At 38.6% G+C, this 22,697-nt stretch carries 18 protein-coding genes and 2 pseudogenes; 9 read left to right on the top strand and 11 right to left on the bottom strand.

What is annotated here, in order from left to right:
* Positions 1-15: 15 nt before the first annotated feature.
* Both fliP and FIM44_RS08790 read right to left on the bottom strand, forming a co-directional pair.
* On the bottom strand, positions 16-762 hold the full coding sequence (gene fliP / locus FIM44_RS02545; protein ID WP_001210287.1) for a flagellar type III secretion system pore protein FliP: 747 nt from the start codon (positions 760-762) through the stop codon (positions 16-18).
* Between the two features lie 35 nt (positions 763-797).
* Positions 798-893 (bottom strand): annotated as a pseudogene (locus FIM44_RS08790) (flagellar biosynthesis protein flip); the annotation flags it as partial.
* On the opposite strand from FIM44_RS08790, the gene glmU reads away from it, so the two are divergent.
* The 9 genes from glmU (at position 850) to FIM44_RS02495 (ending at position 9,393) form a co-directional block, all read left to right on the top strand.
* Positions 850-2,151: a bifunctional UDP-N-acetylglucosamine diphosphorylase/glucosamine-1-phosphate N-acetyltransferase GlmU gene (gene glmU, locus FIM44_RS02535; RefSeq protein WP_140578976.1), complete on the top strand. Its 1,302-nt coding sequence runs from the start codon at positions 850-852 to the stop codon at positions 2,149-2,151. The pseudogene FIM44_RS08790 and the gene glmU overlap by 44 nt on opposite strands.
* A gap of 201 nt (positions 2,152-2,352) precedes the next feature.
* Positions 2,353-2,733: a pantothenate kinase gene (locus tag FIM44_RS02530; protein WP_194148604.1), complete on the top strand. Its 381-nt coding sequence runs from the start codon at positions 2,353-2,355 to the stop codon at positions 2,731-2,733.
* Positions 2,734-2,772: 39 nt separating this feature from the next.
* Positions 2,773-3,267, top strand: coding sequence for a hypothetical protein (locus tag FIM44_RS02525; protein WP_140578975.1), 495 nt, complete (start codon positions 2,773-2,775; stop codon positions 3,265-3,267).
* A 307-nt stretch (positions 3,268-3,574) separates the two neighbouring features.
* The gene (locus FIM44_RS02520; RefSeq protein WP_194148682.1) at positions 3,575-3,925 is read left to right on the top strand and encodes a pantothenate kinase; all 351 of its coding nucleotides are present in this window, start codon (positions 3,575-3,577) and stop codon (positions 3,923-3,925) included.
* A gap of 23 nt (positions 3,926-3,948) precedes the next feature.
* Positions 3,949-4,431 (top strand): hypothetical protein, encoded by a 483-nt coding sequence (locus FIM44_RS02515; RefSeq protein WP_100956595.1) that lies wholly within the window; start codon positions 3,949-3,951, stop codon positions 4,429-4,431.
* A gap of 186 nt (positions 4,432-4,617) precedes the next feature.
* Positions 4,618-6,984 carry a ribonucleoside-diphosphate reductase subunit alpha gene (locus FIM44_RS02510; protein ID WP_140578973.1) on the top strand — a complete coding sequence of 789 codons (2,367 nt, stop codon included), beginning with the start codon at positions 4,618-4,620 and terminating at the stop codon, positions 6,982-6,984.
* A gap of 61 nt (positions 6,985-7,045) precedes the next feature.
* Complete coding sequence (locus tag FIM44_RS02505; protein ID WP_140578972.1) at positions 7,046-7,993, top strand: Gfo/Idh/MocA family protein; 948 nt, start codon at positions 7,046-7,048, stop codon at positions 7,991-7,993.
* Positions 7,994-8,115: 122 nt separating this feature from the next.
* Entirely contained in the window at positions 8,116-8,883 is a 768-nt protein-coding gene (locus tag FIM44_RS02500; protein ID WP_140578971.1) for a sulfite exporter TauE/SafE family protein, read from the top strand.
* Positions 8,884-8,886: 3 nt separating this feature from the next.
* On the top strand, positions 8,887-9,393 hold the full coding sequence (locus FIM44_RS02495; protein ID WP_140578970.1) for a methylated-DNA--[protein]-cysteine S-methyltransferase: 507 nt from the start codon (positions 8,887-8,889) through the stop codon (positions 9,391-9,393).
* 62 nt (positions 9,394-9,455) lie between these two features.
* Here FIM44_RS02495 and xerH read toward each other — a convergent pair whose 3' ends face one another.
* The 9 genes and pseudogenes from xerH to FIM44_RS02450 all read right to left on the bottom strand — a co-directional run bounded on the left by xerH (position 9,456) and on the right by FIM44_RS02450 (position 22,662).
* Positions 9,456-10,526, bottom strand: a complete 1,071-nt coding sequence (gene xerH, locus FIM44_RS02490; protein ID WP_140578969.1) for a tyrosine recombinase XerH — start codon at positions 10,524-10,526, stop codon at positions 9,456-9,458.
* An 81-nt stretch (positions 10,527-10,607) separates the two neighbouring features.
* A pseudogene (locus FIM44_RS08565) lies at positions 10,608-11,651 on the bottom strand (hypothetical protein); the annotation flags it as partial.
* Between the two features lie 339 nt (positions 11,652-11,990).
* Positions 11,991-13,163, bottom strand: coding sequence for a pyridoxal phosphate-dependent aminotransferase (locus FIM44_RS02480; protein ID WP_140578968.1), 1,173 nt, complete (start codon positions 13,161-13,163; stop codon positions 11,991-11,993).
* Positions 13,164-13,321: 158 nt separating this feature from the next.
* Positions 13,322-14,134: an outer membrane protein gene (locus FIM44_RS02475; RefSeq protein ID WP_140578967.1), complete on the bottom strand. Its 813-nt coding sequence runs from the start codon at positions 14,132-14,134 to the stop codon at positions 13,322-13,324.
* Between the two features lie 53 nt (positions 14,135-14,187).
* Positions 14,188-14,385: a hypothetical protein gene (locus FIM44_RS08785; RefSeq protein WP_140578966.1), complete on the bottom strand. Its 198-nt coding sequence runs from the start codon at positions 14,383-14,385 to the stop codon at positions 14,188-14,190.
* Positions 14,378-19,219 (bottom strand): type ISP restriction/modification enzyme, encoded by a 4,842-nt coding sequence (locus FIM44_RS02465; protein WP_140578965.1) that lies wholly within the window; start codon positions 19,217-19,219, stop codon positions 14,378-14,380. The genes FIM44_RS08785 and FIM44_RS02465 overlap by 8 nt, the downstream gene beginning before the upstream one ends.
* Positions 19,220-19,475: 256 nt before the next feature.
* Entirely contained in the window at positions 19,476-20,777 is a 1,302-nt protein-coding gene (locus FIM44_RS02460) for a (Fe-S)-binding protein (protein ID WP_140578964.1), read from the bottom strand.
* On the bottom strand, positions 20,774-22,147 hold the full coding sequence (hemN, locus tag FIM44_RS02455) for an oxygen-independent coproporphyrinogen III oxidase (protein WP_140578963.1): 1,374 nt from the start codon (positions 22,145-22,147) through the stop codon (positions 20,774-20,776). The genes FIM44_RS02460 and hemN overlap by 4 nt, the downstream gene beginning before the upstream one ends.
* Positions 22,147-22,662: a DUF2603 domain-containing protein gene (locus FIM44_RS02450; protein WP_000413462.1), complete on the bottom strand. Its 516-nt coding sequence runs from the start codon at positions 22,660-22,662 to the stop codon at positions 22,147-22,149. The genes hemN and FIM44_RS02450 overlap by 1 nt, the downstream gene beginning before the upstream one ends.
* Between the last annotated feature and the right edge of the window lie 35 nt (positions 22,663-22,697).

Here is a 22,697-nt window from a genome sequence, read left to right as displayed (position 1 = left end):
TGAATGTTTTTAATATCAAACCATTTTAAAACTCGCTACTAAATTTTCGGTCAATAAATTAAACCCATCTACCAGAATAAACACTAAAATTTTAAAAGGCAGAGAAATCATTACAGGCGGGAGCATCATCATGCCCATCGCCATTAAAATAGAGCTGATAACCATATCAATCACCAAAAAAGGCAAGTAGAGTAAAAAACCGATTTGAAACGCTGTTTTCAATTCGCTTATCATAAATGCTGGGATCAAAACGCTCAAACTCACCTCATCAGGGGTTTTAGGGTTAGGCAGGTTTCTGATCCTAAAAAAAAGCGCTAGATCCTTTTCTCGTGTGTTTTTAAGCATGAATTCCTTGAAAGGCAGAGCGCTTTTTTCAAACGCTTCGGTGTAAGAAATCTTTTTATCCATATAAGGCTTAATCCCTGTATCATAGGCCTTTTTTAGGCTAGGTTCCATGATGAAAAAAGTCAATATCAAAGAGAGCGAGACTAAAATTTGAGTGGGTGGGGTTTGTTGCGTGCCTAAAGCGGTCCTTAAAAAAGAAAACACCACGATCAAACGGGTGAAACTCGTCATCACTAAAATCAATGATGGGGCTAAAACTAAAAGCGTGAGCAGGGCGATGACATTAAGGGTGGTTACAAGCTGTTTAGGATCATTAGGAGCGTTTAAAGAGAGATTGACGCTAGGCAAAGCACTATCAGCGCTCATTAAAGGGCATATTAAAGGGCAAATGAGGATTAAAAAAATGAAAAAACGCACAATTCTAGCCTTAAATCTTTGATGAAACAAAGTCAAATTATAAGATAAGGCATGTTAAAATTCCCTAAAATAAGTTTAAGGATTTTAATGCTTTCTGTAATCATACTGGCCGCTGGTAAAGGCACTCGCATGCATTCTAGCCTGCCTAAGACTTTACACACCCTTTGCGGAGAGCCTATGTTGTTTTACATTTTAGAAGTGGCTTTTTCAATCAGTAATGATGTGCATCTTGTCTTACACCACCAGCAAGAACGCATTAAAGAAGCGGTGTTGGAGCGTTTTAAGGGCGTGGTTTTTCACACTCAAATCGTGGAAAAATATTCAGGGACGGGTGGGGCTATCATGCAAGAAGATAAAACGCCTATTTTCACTCAACATGATCGGATTTTGATTTTGAATGCGGACATGCCCTTAATCACTAAAGACGCCCTCACCCCCTTATTAGAAAGCCAGAATAACGCCATAGGCTTACTGCATTTAGCTGACCCTAAAGGTTATGGGCGCGTTGTTTTAGAAAACCATCAGGTTAAAAAGATTGTAGAAGAAAAGGACGCTAATGATGAAGAAAAAACCATTAAAAGCGTGAACGCTGGCGTGTATTTTTTTAAAAGGAAGTTTTTAGAAAGATACTTACCCAAGCTTAATGACCAAAACGCCCAAAAAGAATACTATCTCACGGATTTAATCGCTCTAGGGATCAATGAAAACGAAAAAATTGACGCTATTTTTTTAGAAGAAGAGTGTTTTTTAGGGGTGAATAGCCAAACAGAAAGAGCGGAAGCTGAAGAAATCATGTTAGAAAGACTGCGAAAAAACGCCATGGATTTGGGGGTAGTGATGCAATTACCAAAGAGTATTTATTTGGAAAAAGGCGTGAGTTTTAAGGGGGAGTGCGTTTTAGAGCAAGGGGTTCGTTTGATTGGGAATTGTTTGATAGAAAACGCGCGCATTAAGGCTTATAGCGTGATAGAAGAGAGCCAAATTATTAATAGCAGTGTGGGGCCGTTTGCCCATGCGCGCCCTAAAAGCGTGATTTGTAACAGCCATGTGGGGAATTTTGTAGAGACTAAAAACGCCAAACTTCAAGGCGCTAAAGCAGGGCATTTGAGCTATTTGGGGGATTGTGAGATAGGGAAAAACACAAATGTGGGGGCTGGCGTGATCACTTGCAATTACGATGGTAAAAAGAAACACCAAACGATCATCGGTGAAAATGTCTTTATAGGGAGCGATAGCCAACTAGTCGCCCCCATAAATATCGGCTCTAATGTCTTAATCGGCAGCGGCACCACCATCACTAAAGACATTCCTAGCGGTTCATTGAGCCTTTCACGCCCCCCTCAAACTAACATTGAAAACGGGTATTTTAAGTTTTTTAAGAAACCTTAATTTGTTTAAATAATGAAAAATCCTAAAATATTATAATCATTTACTTTAATCCTGTAATTTGTGTAAAAACAAAACACTTATTGAGATTTTTGTGATATTTTATTGATTTGTAACAATGCTTTGAATGCGATTGTGGTATAAATATTCTTATCAAGGTGCGTTAGACATGCCTTGAAACTCAATTTTATGAAAGGATTTGTTATGAGTGGATTAAGAACATTTAGTTGTGTAGTGGTTTTATGCGGTGCAATGGTTGATGTGGCTATAGCTAGTCCTAAAATAGAGGCAAGGGGTGAATTAGGCAAACTTATAGGGGGTGGTGTTGGGGGTTTTGTTGGTGATAAAATTGGAGGAGCAATTGGGGTTCCTGGAGGTCCAGTGGGTATTGGATTAGGGAGATTTCTTGGTAGCACAGCAGGAGGATATATTGGGTCTGAAGTAGGCGATAGGGTAGAAGATTTTATCCGTGGCGTTGATAGAGAGCCTCAGACTAGAGAGCCTCAGACTAGAGAACCACAAGCCCCAAGAGAACCTATCCGTGATTTTTATGATTACGGCTATAGTTTTGGGCATGCTTGGTGATCTTAAATGAGCCAAGGTGATGGGGGGGAAGGAAATAACATGGATACTACAAAAGAGAACTTGAATGGCTCAAAAAAGCGTTTGAGCGACTGGGAATATCAATGGGCAGTGGCCATAGTCTATGCGGGATGCATATCCACATTCCCTTATAGCCTAGGTGCTAGCGATCCACTTTTTAGCCCTAAAGATAGTTATTATGCATGGCTAACAGTCTTAATAGCGGCTTTGTTGTCTAACCTTTTATTTGACCCACGAGGCAGGGATCGTTATAAATCTTTCCAAGTAAGATATCCTAGGTTTCTCAAAGCCATTTTTAAGGCTAGGTTTTTTGGCGCGTTTCATGACGCTGTGTTAGGATCAAGGCTAAGAGATTTTTATATGGCGCTTTTAACGATGCCCTTTATTGCCGCTATCCATGAAATTTCAGCGTATTGCGGGCATCCTAGCAACTTACTTGTAGAGGGTTTGGTCATTCTTAGCTTTGTGTGTGTTTTTGGGCTTTGTGTTAGGCTTTGTGCTAAATTAGGGTGGTGATTTAACCCAAATGTCATTAAATGGAGGGGGTATAAAAAAATTAAAAAACCTTAAAACCCATTCTCATTATTGAAAACGGGTATTTTAAGTTTTTTAAGAAACCTTAATTTGCTTCAATAATGAAAAATCCTAAAATATTATAATCATTTACCTTAATCCTGTAATTTGTGTATAAACAAAACATTTATTGAGATTTTTGTGATATTTCGCTGATCTGTAACAATGCTTTTAATAGGGTTGTGGTATAAATATTCTTATCAAGGTGTGCCAAATACGCCTTGAGTCTCAATTTTTGAATCTCAATTTTATGAAAGGATTTGTTATGAGTGGATTAAAAGCATTTAGTTGTGTAGTGGTTTTATGCGGTGCAATGGCTAATGTAGCTGTAGCTAGTCCTAAAATAGAGGCAAGGGGTGAATTAGGCAGATCTTGGGGGGAAGCTGTTGGAGCTGGAATGGGTGGTGCAATGGGTGGAATGATTGGGTCTCTTGTAGGTCCGTGGAGTACTGTGTTTGGTGCAGGCATTGGTGGTGGAATAGGGGCATATTCTGGAGCTGAAATAGGCGATAGGGTAGAAGATTTTATCCGTGGCGTTGATAGAGAGCCACAAACCCCAAGAGAACCCACCTATGATCGTCATTTTGTGTATGATAGGTAGTTTTGGGTGAGGAAGGAGTAAGCATGAATATCAAAGAGCGTTTGAGCGATTTGGAATATCGATGGGCAATGGCTCTAGTCTATGGAGGATGTATCTCCATAACCACTAGGATTTTTTATGACATAAATGGTTCAGCTAGCGATCCGCTTTTTGACCCTAAATACAGCTATTATGTGTGGTTAGTGGGTCTAATAGCGGCTTTGTTGTCTAACCTCTTGTTTAATCCTAAAGGCAGGTCGGTAGGTTATTTAATGATTGAAACTTGGCAAGGATTCCCCAAGTTTTTTAAAGCCATTTTTAAGGCTAGGTTTTTTGGCGCGTTTTATGACGCTGTGTTAGGAGCAAGACTAAGGGATTTTTATGTGATGCTTTTAACGATACCCTTTATTATCGCTATGCATGAAATTTCGGCGTATTGTGGGCATCCTAGCAATCTCCTTGTAGAGGGTTTGGTCATTTTGGGGTTTCAAGGTTTTCTTAAGCTTTGCGCTAAATGGGGGTGGTGATTTAACCCAAATTATTAAAAAAGCACTCTTAAGGGTTTAGTTGGGGGTTGTAAGGGGGATTATTTCAAAATACCCTCTTATCCCCTTAAGAGTTTTATCTTTGAACTTTTCTTTTTCTTAAGTTTTTTATTGATACAATGCCAAATTTAAAAAACAAACGATTTAATTCAAATTTAAGGAAAAATTTTGATTACGGTGGTTAAACGAAACGGGCGCATTGAGCCTTTGGACATTACAAAAATCCAAAAATACACTAAGGACGCTACGGATAATTTAGAGGGCGTGAGCCAAAGTGAGCTGGAAGTGGATGCGAGGTTGCAATTTAGGGACAAGATCACTACTGAAGAAATCCAACAAACTTTGATTAAAACCGCTGTGGATAAGATAGATATTGACACGCCTAATTGGAGTTTTGTCGCTTCAAGGCTTTTTTTGTATGATTTATACCATAAAGTAAGTGGTTTTACAGGGTATAGGCATTTGAAAGAGTATTTTGAAAACGCTGAAGAAAAGGGCCGCATCCTTAAGGGCTTTAAGGAAAAATTTGATCTAGAGTTTTTAAATGGCCAGATCAAGCCTGAAAGGGATTTTCAATTCAATTATTTAGGGATTAAAACCTTGTATGATCGCTATTTGTTAAAAGACGCTAACAACAATCCTATTGAATTGCCCCAACACATGTTTATGAGCATTGCGATGTTTTTAGCACAAAACGAACAAGAACCCAATAAAATCGCTTTAGAATTTTATGAAGTTTTGAGCAAATTTGAAGCGATGTGTGCGACCCCCACTCTGGCGAACGCACGCACCACCAAGCACCAGCTAAGCTCATGCTATATTGGCAGCACGCCGGATAATATTGAGGGGATTTTTGACAGCTACAAGGAAATGGCGCTGTTGTCCAAATACGGCGGAGGGATTGGCTGGGATTTTTCTTTGGTGCGCTCTATTGGGAGCTATATTGATGGGCATAAGAATGCGAGCGCTGGCACGATCCCGTTTTTAAAAATCGCTAACGATGTGGCGATTGCGGTGGATCAATTAGGCACACGAAAGGGCGCGATTGCGGTGTATTTGGAAATTTGGCACATTGATGTGATGGAGTTCATTGATTTAAGGAAAAATAGTGGCGATGAAAGGCGAAGAGCGCATGATTTATTCCCGGCTCTTTGGGTGTGCGATTTGTTCATGAAAAGGGTTTTAGAAGACGCGATGTGGACTTTGTTTGACCCTTATGAGTGTAAGGATTTGACTGAGCTTTATGGGCAGGATTTTGAAAAACGCTATTTAGAGTATGAAAAAGATCCCAAAATCATTAAAGAATACATTAACGCTAAAGATTTATGGAAAAAAATCTTAATGAATTATTTTGAAGCCGGCTTGCCGTTCTTAGCCTTTAAAGATAACGCCAATCGGTGCAACCCAAACGCTCATGCAGGAATTATTCGATCCAGCAATCTGTGCACGGAGATTTTTCAAAATACCGCGCCCAACCACTACTACATGCAAATAGAATACACCGATGGCTCAATAGAGTTTTTTGAAGAAAAGCAGTTGGTAACGACAGATAGTAATATCACTAAATGCGCCAACAAGCTCACTAGCACGGATATTCTAAAAGGCAAGCAAATCTATATCGCTACTAAAGTCGCTAAAGACGGGCAAACGGCGGTATGTAATCTGGCAAGCATCAATTTAAGCAAGATCAACACCGAAGAAGACATTAAAAGGGTTGTGCCGATCATGGTCAGGCTTTTAGACAATGTGATTGATTTGAATTTCTACCCTAACCGCAAAGTCAAAGCCACTAATTTACAAAATAGAGCCATAGGGTTAGGGGTTATGGGTGAAGCGCAAATGCTCGCAGAACACCAAATCGCCTGGGGGTCTAAAGAGCATTTAGAAAAAATTGACGCTTTAATGGAGCAAATCAGCTACCATGCGATTGACACGAGTGCGAATTTAGCGAAAGAAAAAGGGGTTTATAAGGATTTTGAAAATTCAGAATGGAGTAAGGGGATTTTCCCTATTGATAAAGCCAACAATGAAGCCTTAAAGCTCACCGAAAAAGGGCTTTTTAACCACGCTTGCGATTGGCAAGGTTTGAGGGAAAAAGTCAAAGCCAACGGCATGCGTAATGGCTATTTAATGGCGATCGCTCCCACAAGCTCCATTTCTATTTTAGTGGGCACAACCCAAACGATTGAACCCATTTATAAGAAAAAATGGTTCGAAGAAAATTTGAGCGGGCTAATTCCAGTTGTAGTGCCTAATTTGAATGTAGAAACCTGGAATTTTTACACATCAGCCTATGATATTGACGCTAAAGATTTGATTAAAGCAGCGGCCGTGCGCCAAAAATGGATCGATCAAGGCCAAAGCATCAATGTGTTTTTACGCATAGAAAACGCTAGCGGTAAAACCTTGCATGAAATCTACACGCTCGCTTGGAAATTAGGGCTCAAATCCACTTATTACTTGCGCAGCGAAAGCCCTAGCATAGATGAAAAAAGCGTGTTGGATCGCTCGGTGGAGTGTTTTAATTGCCAATAATATAAGCTTAAATAAGCTAATCTTTGCTAAAATGAGATTTAAAATTATTTAAGGAAGATGAATGCTTTTTGCGATGATTGGTTCAGGGGGGTTTATCGCTCCCAAGCACTTGCAAGCGATTAGAGATACAGGGCATTTTTTGGATTGCTCTTTTGATATTCACGATAGCGTGGGGGTTTTAGATGAGTATTTCCCGCAATCAGAGTTTTTTACCAATATTGAAGATTTTGAAAAGCATTTAGAGCAATCTAAGGCTATGGGTAAAGAAATCAACTATTTGAGTGTTTGCACGCCCACACACACGCATTTTGATCACATCCGTTTCGGGTTGAGAAACGGCATGCATGTGATTTGTGAAAAACCCTTAGTTTTAGACCCTGGCGAAATACAAGAATTGAAAGATTTAGAGGTGAAACACCAAAAAAGGGTGTTTAGTCTTTTGCCCTTGCGCTTGCATTGCGACACGCTGGCCTTAAAAGAAAAAATCAAGAGCGAATTAGACAAAAACCCTAGCAAGGTGTTTGACATCACGCTCACTTATATCAGCGTTCAAGGGAAATGGTATTTTTCTTCATGGCGAGCGGATGTGAATAGGAGCGGGGGGTTGGCCACTCAAATGGGAGTGAATATTTTTGACACTTTATTGTATTTGTTTGGAGGCGTTAAAGAGAAGGTTATCAATAGAGAAGAGCCTGATTGCGTGTGCGGAATACTCTTTTTAGAGCATGCCAAAATAAGATGGTTTTTTTCCATCAATCCAGAACACATGGGAGTGGCTAAGGAAAAAGTTTATCATAAAATGATCCTAGAGGGCGAAGAAGTCAATCTCACGCAGGGCTTTGATAATCTGTATATAGAAAGCTACAAACAGATTTTAGCTCAAGGGGGGTTTGGATTAGATGAAGCTACGGCGTCTATCAAATTGGCTTATGAATTAAGAAACCTCTCAGTCAGCGAACCCAATGAAGATTCGCATGTTTTGTGTTGCAAAAACAAAACAGACCAATAAAGGCACCACTTTTAAAAGCGTTGTTTAGGAGGGTTTGGTATTAGCGTTTGATTAGAATAGGGTTGTTTTTAATTTTCTTTTAGAGAGATTTATAGGGGGTTTTTACTTTTTTAAGGGTTTTTATGGATATTTATGCGTTATACATAGCGATAGGGCTTTTTACTGGCATTCTATCAGGGATTTTTGGCATTGGTGGGGGGTTGATCATTGTCCCTATCATGCTCGCAACCGGGCATTCTTTTGAAGAATCCATTGGTATTTCCATTTTGCAAATGGCGCTTTCATCGTTTGTGGGATCTGTTTTGAATTTCAAAAAAAAATCGCTTGATTTTTCTTTAGGCTTGTTGATAGGGGCAGGGGGGCTGATAGGGGCGAGTTTTAGCGGATTCATTTTAAAGATCGTTTCCAGTAAAATTTTAATGGTTATTTTCGTGCTTTTAGTCGTGTATTCTATGATCCAATTTGTTTTGAAACCCAAAAAAAAAGATTTTACAGCGGACACTAAACGCTACCATTTGCAAGGTTTAAAATTATTTTTAATTGGCGTGCTCACAGGGTTTTTTGCCATCACTTTAGGGATTGGTGGGGGGATGCTCATGGTGCCTTTGATGCATTATTTTTTAGGGTATGATTCTAAAAAATGCGTGGCACTAGGGTTATTTTTCATCTTGTTTTCTTCCATTTCAGGAGCTTTTTCTTTAATCTATCACCACATCATCAATAAAGAGGTGCTAGTAGCAGGGGCGATTGTGGGATTAGGCTCTGTTATGGGCGTGAGCATTGGGATTAAATGGATCATAGGGCTTTTGAATGAAAAAATGCATAAAGCTTTGATTTTAGGGGTGTATGGTTTGTCGTTATTGATTATTTTATACAAACTCTTTTTTTAATTGATGGTTTTATACCACTACTATTTCAAAACCCCTAAGAGTTTCCCTTTAGAGTATTTGCATTTGTGCGCTAATGAGAGCCATTTGTTGAGATTGGATTTTGATGCGGCCAATTTTTCTCATAATACCCCTATGAATACCCCATTAAAACTCAGCATTCAAGCCTTAGAGCGTTATTTCTTGGGACAACTTTTTGAATTTGATGCACCTTTAGATTTGATAGGGACTTCTTTTCAAAAACAAGTTTGGTCTGCGTTAATGGCTATCCCTTATGGCAAGACAAAAAGTTACGATGAAATCGCAAAGCTCATCAATAACCCTAAATCTTGCAGAGCTGTTGGCAACGCTAATCATAATAACCCTATTTCTTTGATCGTGCCTTGTCATAGAGTGGTGCGTAAAAATGGCGCTTTAGGGGGGTATAATGGGGGCATAGAAGTCAAAAAGTGGCTGTTAGAATTTGAAAGCAAAATTTTAAATGAGCAAGCTAAAAATTTTTTAATTTCTTAAAAAATGGGGTTTTAGTTGTTTTATGGTAAAAATCCTTTTTTTAAGGGAGTAGGGGGGTGTTTTCAATTTTCTTCCCAAATGCTCGCCGCTTCTTCTAAACGCTGCTTGTCAAAATGCGTGTAAATCCTACTGGTATTCAAGCTCGCATGCCCTAGAGCTTCTTGGACTAAAATCAAATCATGGCGTTTTTGATAAAGCAAGGTCGCAAAAGAATGCCTTAACATGTGCGCCCCATTTTTCTCTCGCCTGAGTCCGGCAAAATTGATGATGCGCTCCACTTGCTTATACAAATACGCTTGCGTTAAAGCACTGCCTTTTTGGTTGCAAAACAATAAATCATTTTTAACAGGATACAATTCCCTTTCTATGAGCCATTCTTTCAAAAGGCTCTCAATGTGGAAAGCTTTGAGCATCACCGCTCTGTATTTATCGCCCTTACCTTTAATCAAAATCGTATAACAGCCATTTTCTAAAGTAAAATCCTTTATTTTAAGCTGCAAGGCTTCATTAGAACGCATGCCTGTAAAAACGATGATTTTAATGAGCAAGCGGTTTCTGGCGCGCACTTTAGCGGACATTTCTATTTTATCAATGCTCTCTAAAAATTTTTCTAATTCTTCATTATTCAAATGAGTAGGGAGCTTGTTGCCTGCGCTTTGATTGACTCCGCTGATGTTTTTAAGCGTGATATTATAGATATAAGATTTTTCATTTTCATCTTGATTTTGCTTGTCTATATAGCTAAAAAGCCCGAGTAGGGCGATCCGGTAATTTTTCTTAGTGGCTAAACTCAAACCACCGGTATAAATACTCAAAAATTCAGCCAACATGACTTCGTCTATGCTTTTGAGCGATTTTAAAGAAAGCTTTTGAGCGTATTCGTAAAATTTGAGTAGGGGCAGTGCGTAGGTGTTGATACCTAGTAATCCAACATTACGGGCTTTTTTGCAAACTTTTTCTAATTGGCTTGAGCTGATGAACGCTTGATTGAATTCGTTCAAGCATTCAAAAACCTTGTTTTGGTCTTTCACTTGGGAATTAGACAGGCTCGTGCATTTGTAACGCAAAAAGCGCCCAATCCATAGCAAAAGATTTTCTGTAGGATCTTTTAATTCTTCTAGGAGATGTTTCATTGGGGTTTAGTCATCTATTAAATGCAGATCAATGATATAAGGAGCCTTCAGAAATATGATACACGAAAGAACCTTGACTATAATCATTTTATACTTGATATCGTTTATTAGAGCGTAATCGAGTGCTACTCCCTCTTCTTTTTTATTGATAGCGTTAGTAATAATATCTGATAATGAAAATGCTTGAGTTTTTAATTGCCCCAACAAATCCTCAAGATTTAAATCATTGATAGTTTTATCGTTTTCTAAAAATGAACTTTCATCATCTTCTAAAAATGAACTTTCATCATCAATACATGTATGGATACTTCTTATCAATCTGTTGAATATATTTTTTTTAGTGTTAGGTAATTCATCATTTTCTAAATATTTTCTAGGCACTTTAATAGCTAATTGAGAAGGATTGCCAATATCAAAGATAAAATAAAACGCACTATCAAGCACATTATACTGGATGTCATCTATGTGAGCATGATCGAGTGCGACTCTCTTTTTTTGCTTGATAGCATTGATAATACCTATAAGTAATCGTTCTTTTAAATTCTTTAAGTCATCAGGAGTAATAAAACAATATCTAGCATTTAGATCGAACGCATTAGCAATAATCTTTTTACCAATTATCTTACCACTTTTTAAACCCTCAGCAATTTCATTGATCTTACGGTTTTGTTCAGAGCTTACTCTATGATCACAAAAAGAAGGATTTATCTTAATTTCTTCATTCGCTTGCTCTTTTATTTTGGCTATCCTTTTCTCCTGTGGAATTTTAGAATAACCATGCCACCAATAGCGTTCAAAAATATCTCTTATTCTTTTTTTAAAATATTCACATAATTTATTTGGAGAAATTGATGGATATTTTTCGGTGGCAGAAAATAAAATTTCTTTATTGGGGATTTTTGAATTTTTAAAGTTTGTAAGAAATTGTGATATTTCATTAGGGGCTTTTGGTATATTCTCTGAAAATTCAAGCAATACCCCTTTAAAATCAGAATCATTACCAATCAATTCAATTTTGTGTGTGTTTGCGTTTTCGCAATAGAAAATACCCATTGACTCAAACCCTAACTTTGTTGCCAACGATGAATATAATCCCAATAAATAGTTTTTCAAATTGAATGTCATATTTGATTTTTTTATGAATACCACAAAGATACAAATTCGTATTATGTCAATACTACCAAGACCTATGATGTTTACCATTACTTCTTCGCTCAATTAATCTTAATTTCTCTATTAATTTGTCGTTATCAGCGATAAAGATAACCCCAAAAGGCGAGCCGTCATTGATCAAATCAGCCATTACATTTTCATTTGCCATATTTTTCATTTTAAATCTATATTAGTTATGAAAACTGCACTTCTCAAACTTTTAAATCAAACCATTATACCACGCTACGCCACTAACTACAATATAAAATTCCAAACAAGATTAAAATCCCCCTTTTAAATAAAAATTCTTTTTTATCCTTTTGATTTGACAAAGCGAGCGATGCGTTCAATCCCCTTTTCAATCTGCTCTTCTGAGCATGCAAAAGACAAACGAACATAGCTTTCCAATCCAAAAGCCTTTCCAGGCACTAACGCCACGCTTTCTTTTTCTAATAGCTCATGGCAAAATCGCATCGAATCCCCCCCACAAAGACTGCCAATGTTGATAAACAGATAAAACGCCCCATCAGGTTTTAGAGCATTCAGCCCTCCAATCGCATTGATTTTTGCGTGGGCTAAATGACAGCGCTTCTCAAAAGCCTGACGCATCGTTTCAATTTCCTTATCCACCAACCCCTCAAGCGCCACAATAGAAGCCATTTGCGTGATAGAATTGATATTGGAAGTGCATTGGCTTTGCAAGTTATTCATCAATTTGACTAATTTTTTATCCTTGCTCGCCGCATAGCCCATACGCCAGCCTGTCATCGCTACTGACTTGCTCAAGCCGTTAATGGTAATGGTGCGTTTTTTCATCTCTTCACTCGCTGCTGCGCAAGAAACAAACTCCCCATTATAAACAAGCTTTTCATAAATTTCATCGCTAAGTACCCAAATTGGAGTCTCTTTTAAAACTTCGCCTAAAGCCTCTAATTCCGCCTTACTATAAAGCATGCCGGTAGGGTTTGATGGGGTGGTGAGAATGAGCATTTTTGTTTTGGGGCTTAAGGCGTCTTTAAGTTGCTTGGGGGTGATTTTAAAATGGCTTTTTTCATCGGTTTGAATGAATTGACTCACCCCACCGCTGTATTTCACAAGCTCAGGGTAAGTTACCCAAAAAGGCACAGGGATAACCACTTCATCGCCCTCCCCTATTAAGGCCTGAATCGCATTGAACAGGCTCTGCTTAGCACCGTTGCTCACTAGAATTTCATTCGGTTCATAATCCAAGCTGTTTTCTTTTTTCAATTTAAAAGCGATCGCTTTTAATAATTCCGGAATCCCAGCCACTGGAGTGTATTTGGTGAAGCCGTCATTTAGGGCTTTTATAGCCGCATCTTTAATCGCTTGCGGGGTGTCAAAGTCAGGTTCGCCCGCTGAAAAACTTAAAATATCTTTTCCTTGCGATTTCAATTCTTTAGCGAGTGTGCTGATAGCGATCGTTGCGGATTCTGAAAGGGATTGGATTTTAGAGGAATATAACATGCTTAATCCTTGTTAAATTTTTGAACTATCATAACATGATCAAAAAGATTTTAATTTTAATTTTCAAAAAACTTTTAAAAATGTTTCAAAAGAAAGCAAGAGATTGTGTAAGAAAACTCTAATTGAAAATTCAATTAGAGAAAAACAAGCGTTTTAAATCAGAAATTGTAACGATACCCTACATAAAGGCTGTATTGACGGCGGTAAGTGAAGCTCAAATTCCCATGGTTAAAATAATAAACATTGATAGTGGGAATCTTCACGCCAAAGTCAAATTCTTGGTGCTGGCCAATATGAGTGCGAATCCCTAAATTAAAAAGGAACTGGAAAATCGCCGGATCAAGGCTGTAGGAGGTGTGCTTGTAAGGGCTTTTAGTTTCCAAAAAGGCCCCTGTCGTATTACCCCAAGAGTTACCCGCAATTTGAACCCCAAAAAAGAACCCTAGAGTCGCATCCTCTTTATTGATGACATTGTATAAAGTGTCAATACCCACACCATAAGTGAACATGTCAGACAGATTGCCCATTGTCCCTACTTTGGTCGCGCATGGTTCATTGAGTTTGCACGCCCCACCACTATCTGATGTCAAAGCGTTCGCTCCAAACACGGCATGCCCATAATCCATAAAGCCGTAATAACGGGCACCAAACCATCTCTTCTCTCCGAAAAACTGCTTATAACCCACAGTAAGCCCTAAACCTTGCATAACGGCCAGATAGTCGGTTTTACCCACAGGGAACTTAGGGTAGTTAAATTCACTGCTTTTGGGGGGGTTTTTAACGCTTTGCGAAGCCTGACCGACTTGATAGCTGATCCCCAAATACCAAGCGTTTTTCTCGCCTTTCACTGCTTTATACTCTTTTGGCTTTTCCAATTGCTTTTGCACTTCTGTGCTACCTTCTGCTGCCACAAGACTATTACCTAACACTACCGATAAACAGAGCGTTTTAAACACTACAAACTTTTTCATACAACATTTTTCCTTCTAAAAGTCTACATTTCGTATAATAATAACATAATAATCTATAAAAAACCTAAATTCTTAAGAAAAACACCCCTAAAACTTAAAATTTTAAATTTTCTAGGGGGTTTTAGCGGTTTGGCTCTGCGATTTTTTCTGTTTTTGGTGGGATTTTGGGATAAGGGGCATAAAAAGCGTTTGTTTTCACGCTCTCTTATACCCTTTTTATTGACTATTTTTGTTGTTGGTTTTTCACTCAAACCTCTTTATGCTGATTTTTTCAATCAAATCCACGCTTTTTTCAGAGAGTTTGATGACCCTACAAAGGAGTTCAAAAACGTATTTGCCGCCGGCGTAATCGTTCGGGTTGTTTTCAATCAGGCTGTCTTTATCCATAGTCTTTTGATAGCGTTCGATCACCCAATCAATCGCGCTTTTGCCATTAATGACATAGTCAAAGGCTTTTTGTGGGATCTTGGTGATAGCGATGTTTTTGTTATAAAGGATGCAATCCCCTTTTTTTATTATTTTATCCACATCATAATAACCCTCTATTTCGGCGTTCATCAGTGTGGTGTATTTAACACTTGTGTGCATTTCCCCATTCTCATAGTTCAGGTGCAGCTCGGCCAATTGTTTGCCAAGCACAGAGAGTTCTTTAAAATCATCACTCAAAGCGATGTGCGGCGCTTCTTTGGCGAGGGAATTTTTGTATTTTTTTAAATAGCCTTTATGGTGTAAAATCGCATAAATGTAATAAAAAATCTCTTCTTCAGTAATAGCATTATCTTTATAATGCCTCCTGAACAAATTGAGCGCATAGCCGCTGATAGCGTAATCGCGCCTCCCCAAATCATCGTAATAATACAAAGGGTAAGCTTGATTGTTTGCCATTGTTTGGTAGTCAGTAATCTCGTTTGCAATCAAGCAAGAAAAATTTCTTGAAGCCATTGAACTGGTATTGATCACCACATTCTGAGCATGCTTATTGGGGAAAATTTTTGAAAATTGTCCTTGTCCGCGTATCCAATCCTTATCCCAATAAAGCCATTGTTTGTTAAAAGGGCGATACAACGCTAACCGCACGCTCTCCTTTCTGATTTCTTGCAGACTTTTATTTTTAATGAGTTTGTTTTTCAAACCATAAGTCCAAGCGATTTTCGTTTTATCGGTGGTGATTTCTTTGTCGTTGAGTTGCCTGTAAAGATCGCCTGATTTGACGCCTTTGGTGCGTTGTTTGAAAGCTTCTCTAAAAGATTCGTTAAAGCGCTTCAAATCAGCGTTATAAGTCTCAATGCATTTTTGCACCGATTGGGTTAAAATGTTTGGAGAAAAGTTATACACCCACGGATCACGCCCACTTGTCACGCCAAGAGAATTGATGTCAAAAATGCTAGGGTTTTTTAGTTTTTTGTCTCTTTTTAAAGGGATGAGTTTTTCAAAGCCGTCATTCCTTTGGTTGATCCAATCGCCTTTTTCATTCGGCGTGATTGTTTCAAATCCCACCGAATCCAAATCTTCAAATCCTGCGAGCTTGTTGAGCTTGGCCTCTCTTGTCAAATAATCCCCAATATCGTAGTAATGGATGGTGTTGTTGTTGGGGACGCTTGTGTCTTTGACAAAAAAGATGATTGCTATCGTCGCCCTCGATCCGCTGTCAAAAATTTTCCCTCCCTCTTTTCTAAAAGTTTCCCCCGAAGTCCTGGCGTTCCCCCTTAAATTCAGCACATAAAGATGTGCAAAATCTTGCGCCACGCATTTTCTGAACCTGTCCGCGCTTTTAGAGTCAATAAAACTCCCGTTCACCACAAAGCTTAGCACCCCCTTATCTTTTAAAAGCTCGCTAGATAGATAGATGCTGTGAATGAGCATGTCTCGTGTGGTTCTTCCGTTTTTGGCGCTGGAATTTTTGCTGTATTTTTCAGTAACCCTTTTTTCAAGCTCGGGGTGTGAAAGGTTTTGGTTGTTATCGTTTTCGCTCTTTGCGCCGGCTGAATAAGGAGGGTTGCCTATGATGACTCTGATGTTTTGTTTTTCTATAGTGTCTTTGATTTCTTTGTTTTCTTTCAAATCTTCAAGGAAGTAGGAGAGCACCCCCTTATCGTTCTTTTTCTCATAAAAATCCAGGCTGTCCGTGAGTGCGATGTTTTTGAAAAATTTTAACGAGCCATCCCTAATTTGCACGGCTTGAGTGATATTGATTAAAGCGATGTAATACGATAAAAGCACGATGTCAAAAGCGAACAAATGGTTTAAAAACTTCTCTTTTAAGGCTTCATCGCTAATGAGCGCATTTTCTTTAGAAAGCAAACGAGCGATAAAACTCCCGGTGCCGGTGAAGGGATCAAAAATCGTGATGTTTTTATCGTTAAAATCCGTGTTGAAATGCTTTTTCAAAATGCCGTTTGTGGCTCTTAGAATGAAATCCACCACCTCTATAGGCGTATAAACAATCCCTAGTTTTTCGCTTTGCTTTTTAAAGGCTTCTTTAAAGAAAGTGTTGTAGAGGTTTTTAATGAGTTCTTGTTGGCTTTTTTGGCTTTTGGCGTGCAAGGCTTCGGTTTTCACGCTTTCATAGAGGTTTTTAAGATCTTTCGTTTCCCCTTGTAATCCCAGATCGGAGAGTTTTTGAACCATTTTATCCAAGGCTTTTGCGATAGGGTTTTGGATATTGTCCCCAAAAATCGCATCAAAAATGGGCTTAGTGATGATGTGAGAGGTGATCATATCCAAGGCTTCATCTTCTTTGATGTTGGAATGGACATTGTTCCTTAAAGAATCCACAAAGCCGTGAAAAATTTCAGGGTTTTTGCCAAAAATATCTTTCAAGCGGTTGTTCAAGGTTCTTGCAATATTGCCCGTTTTTTTAGCGAAACTTTCCCAATAATTCCTATCCCCCAATTTAGTGGGCATCACATTATACACAGCGTCCGCTAGATTTTGCAATAAGATAGCGTCAAAAAGGGTTTTTTGGGCTTGTTTGGAATCTTGCTCTGTTTTATCTTTTTTCAGCTCTTTATCGCGCGAGTATTCATTGTCTTCGTCTGAATGGTTTCCATCATCGCTCCCAAAGATTTTGATTTTTTCTCTGAAAGTGGCTTCATCAACCAGGCTTGGGTCATGGCTTCTTAAGGCTTTTATCACTTTCCAAATGTTTTTGAAATTGGTGTTATTGACGGCTTCATTAAGGTTGTTTATTTCACTCTCTTCTAAAGCGATAGGCAAAATGATATAGCCTCTTTTCTTGCCTTTGGCTTTTCGCATCACCCTACCCACCGCTTGGATAATATCCACCATAGCGCTTTTGCCATCAAAAAAGACAATGCTATCTAACGCTGGGACATCCACCCCTTCACTCAAACACCTAGCGTTACTCAAAACCTTACAAGTGTTGTGTTGGTATTCATTGAGTTCTTCTAATTTTTCAAGCCTGACCTTACAATTCATGGTGCCATCAATGTGATCGATGCTGATTGTTAGGTTTTTAGAAATCTTTTTCTTAAGCTCTTCATCATAGCATTCCATAATCGTTTCAAAGGAGTCTTTAATGTTCTTACTCGTCTTAATGCTTTTACAAAAGCTTATGGCTCTTTGAGAGGGCTTGGTGTCTTCTTGGTTTTTCAAATCGTTATCTTCTTTATTTTCATCGTCCAATGCGATCACATCCTGCTTGGCCAACCCTTTATGAGTGCCAATAATCTTACAAACAAATTCGTTATTAATGAGCTTTTTATCCAGTTTAGTGCCTTGGGCTTCAAGCCGACTGATCTTTTTATTCACGCTGTTAGTAACACCGCTTAAATTTTCTTTCCGCACCGCTAAAATGATGACTTTGTAGTCTGTTAAGAGATCTAAAGCGATCGCTTTTTCAAAATTGAGCGTATAGATTTCTTCGCCAAAAATACCCTCATCGTCCATAGAATAGATGACATTATCGCTCTCTTTGGCTCTAGCTTTGGAGCTTTCGCTATAAACTTTGGGCGTGGCGGTCATATAAAGGCGTTTTTTAGCTTTGATGTTTTCATCGCTATGGCACAGCGTGAAAGCGTTTTTATCGTCCCTTTCATTACTAGAATACATAGCCCCTACCGTTCTGTGGGCTTCATCGCAAATAATGAGATCGATTTCATTCAAACCCGCTTCTTGCGCTTCTTTAATACGCGGCGCGCTTTGATAAGTTGAAAAGATGATGAAGCGCTTGTTTTCTTTTTGCGCTTTTTCATAAGTGCTTAAAATGTCTTTAAGGTTGGTGGAGGGCTTTTTGGGAAGTTCAGAAAAATTAATATCATCGCTATCATCACCGTTTTTATTTTTCTTGCCTTTACCCACTTTATCATCGCTGCACACGATAGAAGCGTGAAAAGGCGCGCTTTTTTCTTGTGCGTATTCTCTAAAAGTTTGAGAAAGCAAAGCGATGCTTGGCGCTAGAAAAAGCGTGATCTTAGGGTCTAAAGCTTCCATGATTTTTAAAGAAGTGTAGGTTTTGCCTGTCCCGCATGCCATAATGAGCTTGCCTCTGGTGTTTTTGGGGCTAGAAAAATACTCTTTGGTGGCTTTTATCGCTTCTGTTTGGTGGGAGCGCGGCTTTTTCTTATCGCATAAGGGGAGTTCTTTTTGCGTGGGATCAAGCTTTTCCCAATCAATCTGAGAATGCATAAAATCCTCTTCAGTGATTTCATCAATATCAATACCCATTCCGTTGCTTCTGATTTGTTCAATGGCTTTAAGAGCGTTAGAGCTTAAGTTAGAAGTGGAGATGATGATCCCTTTTTTAAACCTAACCTCCCCTACCCCGCTTTGCAATTGGGTTAAAAAAGTCGCAATGTCGTTAAGCGAGATGTTGTTTTGATGGTATTTGCATTGCACGGCGATGTATTCTTTTGAAGTCGTTGTAACCACCATATCAATCCCTCGATCGCCTTCTTTCCCCCTTAATTCCCAATCGTTCCAAAGATCAATAGACTCGTATTCATTAGTGCTGTCATGCTCTATTAAAAAATGCTTAGAAATTTTTTCAAACAAGCTCCCTTTTTGGTTGTGGGGTATAGCTTGCAATTTTTCTTTAATGAGTTTATAGGTGCTGATTTCTGACATTGTCATTCCTTAAATAGCGGTGTTAAAGTTTTGTATTATATAAAAAAATAGGATTTTAATTAACTTGCTTTATCGTTTTAGATTTCATTTTATTGTAAAACTCTTAAGGGGATAGGGGGTATTTTGAAATAATTCCCCCCTTAACCCCCTTTAACAACCCCCTAACCCAAGACCGCTTTTTATAAGCTATCGCTTGCTTTTCGCAAGCTCTTTGATATTTTAATTGTTAAAAATGCCTTTAAACGCTTTTTAATCTCTATTCAGCGCTTTTTAAGGCTTTAGCGATGAGTTCTAAAGGGTGTGAAAAAGAGGGGGTGTTAGGGTCATCTAAAGACTTTAAAGCGTTGTTTAATTGCATGTGGCATGCCCCACATTCTGCGCTCAAAATTCTAGCTTTAGTGTCTATGATTTCTTTAGCCCTAAGAAGCCCTACTTTTAAAGAAAACTCCGCCTTTTCGGTTTGCATCGTAATCCCCCCAAAACCGCAGCAATTGTCCGGCATTTCTTTAATTTCATAATGCGAATTGAGCAAACTCCGCACTTCTTTATGAGTGTTTAGGGTTTTTTTGGCATGGCAAGGGTTATGATAAGTGATAGTCTCTTTTTTTCCCTTAGGGATTTTTTCTAAAAGACTTTTTAAAGGGGTGTGTTTCTCTAAAAACACGCTCGCAAGATAGATTTTAGGCGTGATTTTTTCCAAGCGCTTCACATACAAATCCTTATCTTTTTCGCCTAAAAACACCTTGTAATAATCGTTGATGAGCATGCTAGCGCATGTGGCTTCAGGCACAATGATCGCATCCACTTCATCTAAATAGCTTTCAAAGCATTCAATGTTTTTTTTCACTAAAAAAAGCGTGGTGTCTTTATCGCCGGTAAAATACGCAGGCGCTGAGCAGCATTCTTGCTTAGGAATGATCGCTTGAATGTGGAGTTTTTCCAAAATATACAACAAGCTTTCCCCCACTTGCTGGTAATGGTAATTGCTCAAGCACCCTATAAAAACCGCCACTTTTTGAACGGGGTTTTCTAAAGGCTTAACCTCTGTGTGCCTTTGTAAAAAACTTTTTTGATTTAAGGGAGGCAGTGCACTTTTTTTAAAGCGTTTGAACAAGCCTTTAAACGCCACTCTAGGCTCTAAGCTATCCCCCACTTGCTTGAAAACACAAGGGGCTAAAAAATGCGCAGTTGAAAACACCCTATCCATTTTTTTGCGGTTTTTTAAAAGGGAAAAATAGGATTTTTTATACCAAGCGATGCCATGCTTTTGAGCGATTTTTTCTCTGGCTTTTTCTATTAAAGTGTCTATGGGCAAATGAAAAGGGCAGATTTCCACACAAGCGGTGCATAAAAAACAAGTTTCTAAAAGGTGCTTTAAATTTGCGTCTAATGGGAGCTTGTTTTGAGCGTTTAAGCGCATCAAATCTAAAAAGCCCCTAGGCGAAGTCGCCTCGTCTTTATGAATGCGGTATATGGTGCAGCCTGGCACGCATTTAGCGCATTTAACGCAAGCGTCCCCTACTTCTTCAAAGATATTTTCATTAATATTTTCATTCATAGCGTTTTACTGAAATGTTTTTCGCCCCCACGCAAATACGCGTCAAACTCCATCGCCATGTTTCTTACGAGCATGCCCCCTGTTCTTGTCATCTCAAAGCCTTTAGGGTTAAAAGAAAGCAAGCCCGCTTCTTCATAAGGCTTTAATTTTTCTAATTCTTTTTTAAAATGCGCTTTAAAATCAATAGGGAATTTTTCTTCAATCTTAGAGTAATCCAATTTTAAATTGCTCATCATCTGCATGATCACTTCTTTTCTCAACGCATCTTCTTGACTGAGCGCTACACCCCTTTCTACCGGTAAATGCCCCAAATCAAGGGCTTTTTCATAGTGGTGCAAGTCTTTATAATTTTGCGTGTAATAATCGCTCCCTTCGCCAATGCTCGTAACGCCAATGCCAATGGTTTGAGTGAATTTTTTCGTGGTATAGCCTTGAAAATTACGGTGCAATTCCGCTTTTTGAAGGGCCAGATACAATTCATTATCGCTTTTAGCGAAATGATCCATGCCTATCATTTGGTAGTTGGCTTTTTCTAAAAAACTGATGAGGGATTCTAAAATCTCTAGCTTGTCTCTAGGGCTTGGCAATAAGGTTTCATCAATTTTACGCATCGTTTTTTTCACCCAAGGCACATGCGCGTAATTAAACACCGCTAATCGGTCCGGATCTAATTTCAAAACCCATTCCAAAGTTTTTAAAAAACTCTCTTTAGTCTGGTTGGGCAAGCCATAAATCAAATCAAAATTAATGGATTTGATGCCGTAATCTCTGGCGAGCTTCACGGATTCTTGAACCATTTCAAAAGGCTGGATCCGGTGAATGGCTTTTTGGACTTCAAAATCAAAATCCTGAACCCCAAAACTCAAGCGGTTAAACCCCCTATCAAACAAGGTTTGCATGTGTTCTTTAGTGAAATGCCTAGGGTCAATCTCACAACTCATTTCAATATCTTTGCTGAAATTGGGGAAAACTTCTTGAATGCTTTGGGTGATCTCATCTAATTGAGGGGGCGAAAAAAAGGTCGGCGTGCCGCCTCCATAGTGGAATTGCGCCACTTCTCTGTTGGTATCCATGGCGTTTTTTAAAAGGGCGAGTTCTTTTTTAAGGTAGCTGATATAGCGGACTTTTTTCTCTTCTAAACTGGTGTAAATGACTGAACATGCGCAAAAATAACACGCGCTCCTGCAAAAGGGCAAATGCGTATAAAGCGATAAAGGCATGGGGTTTTTGAGGTTGTCATGGTTAAAAAATGCTGTTTTCAAGCTCTCTTCATTAAAATTTTCTTTAAACTCCACCGCTGTGGGGTAGCTGGTGTATCGTGGGCCGGGCTTGGAGTATTGTGAAAATTTTTCAAAATCAATGGTTTGCATTAAAAATTTTCCTCATCGCTATTGTCAAAATTTTCAAAATTATTCTCATTAAAAGGGGGTTGTTTGAACATGTTGTCAAAATTAAAGAATAAATTAGGGTGTTCTTTTTTGATTTGTTTGACAAAATTTAAGGTGTTGATATTGGGCAAATTCCCATCTTTTTGGCGTAAATTTTCTAACAATTGCAAAGAAACTTCGCGCACGTCTTCAAAATCAATCGGCGCTTGGGTGATAATATCCCTTTCTAATTCCGCCCTGAGCCTAGCTTCAAAAGCCTTTCTGGCGTTTTCTGCCAAAAGAGAGATCACATTATCCGGCACTAAAACATAATTTTTATCTTCTTCATCAGAAATAAAATAAGCTTCATTTTTTTTAAACGCCCCTTTTTCTAACTCTAAAAGCATTTCATTAGCGCTGATTTTTTTGAGAAAGGCTCTGTTTTTTTGGGTGGTTAGGCTATGGATAAGTTTTTGTGATTTGGTTTTAGAAACTCGTTTTTTAGGTAATTTTTCCATTTATATCCTTTTTAAGCTGATTGTATCCAATTTCG

The organism is Helicobacter pylori (assembly GCF_006440215.1).
In the GTDB taxonomy this organism is placed as follows: domain Bacteria; phylum Campylobacterota; class Campylobacteria; order Campylobacterales; family Helicobacteraceae; genus Helicobacter; species Helicobacter pylori_CS.
Note: the sequence above shows the minus strand (reverse complement) of the source record. Positions and strands in the feature narration are given on the sequence as shown.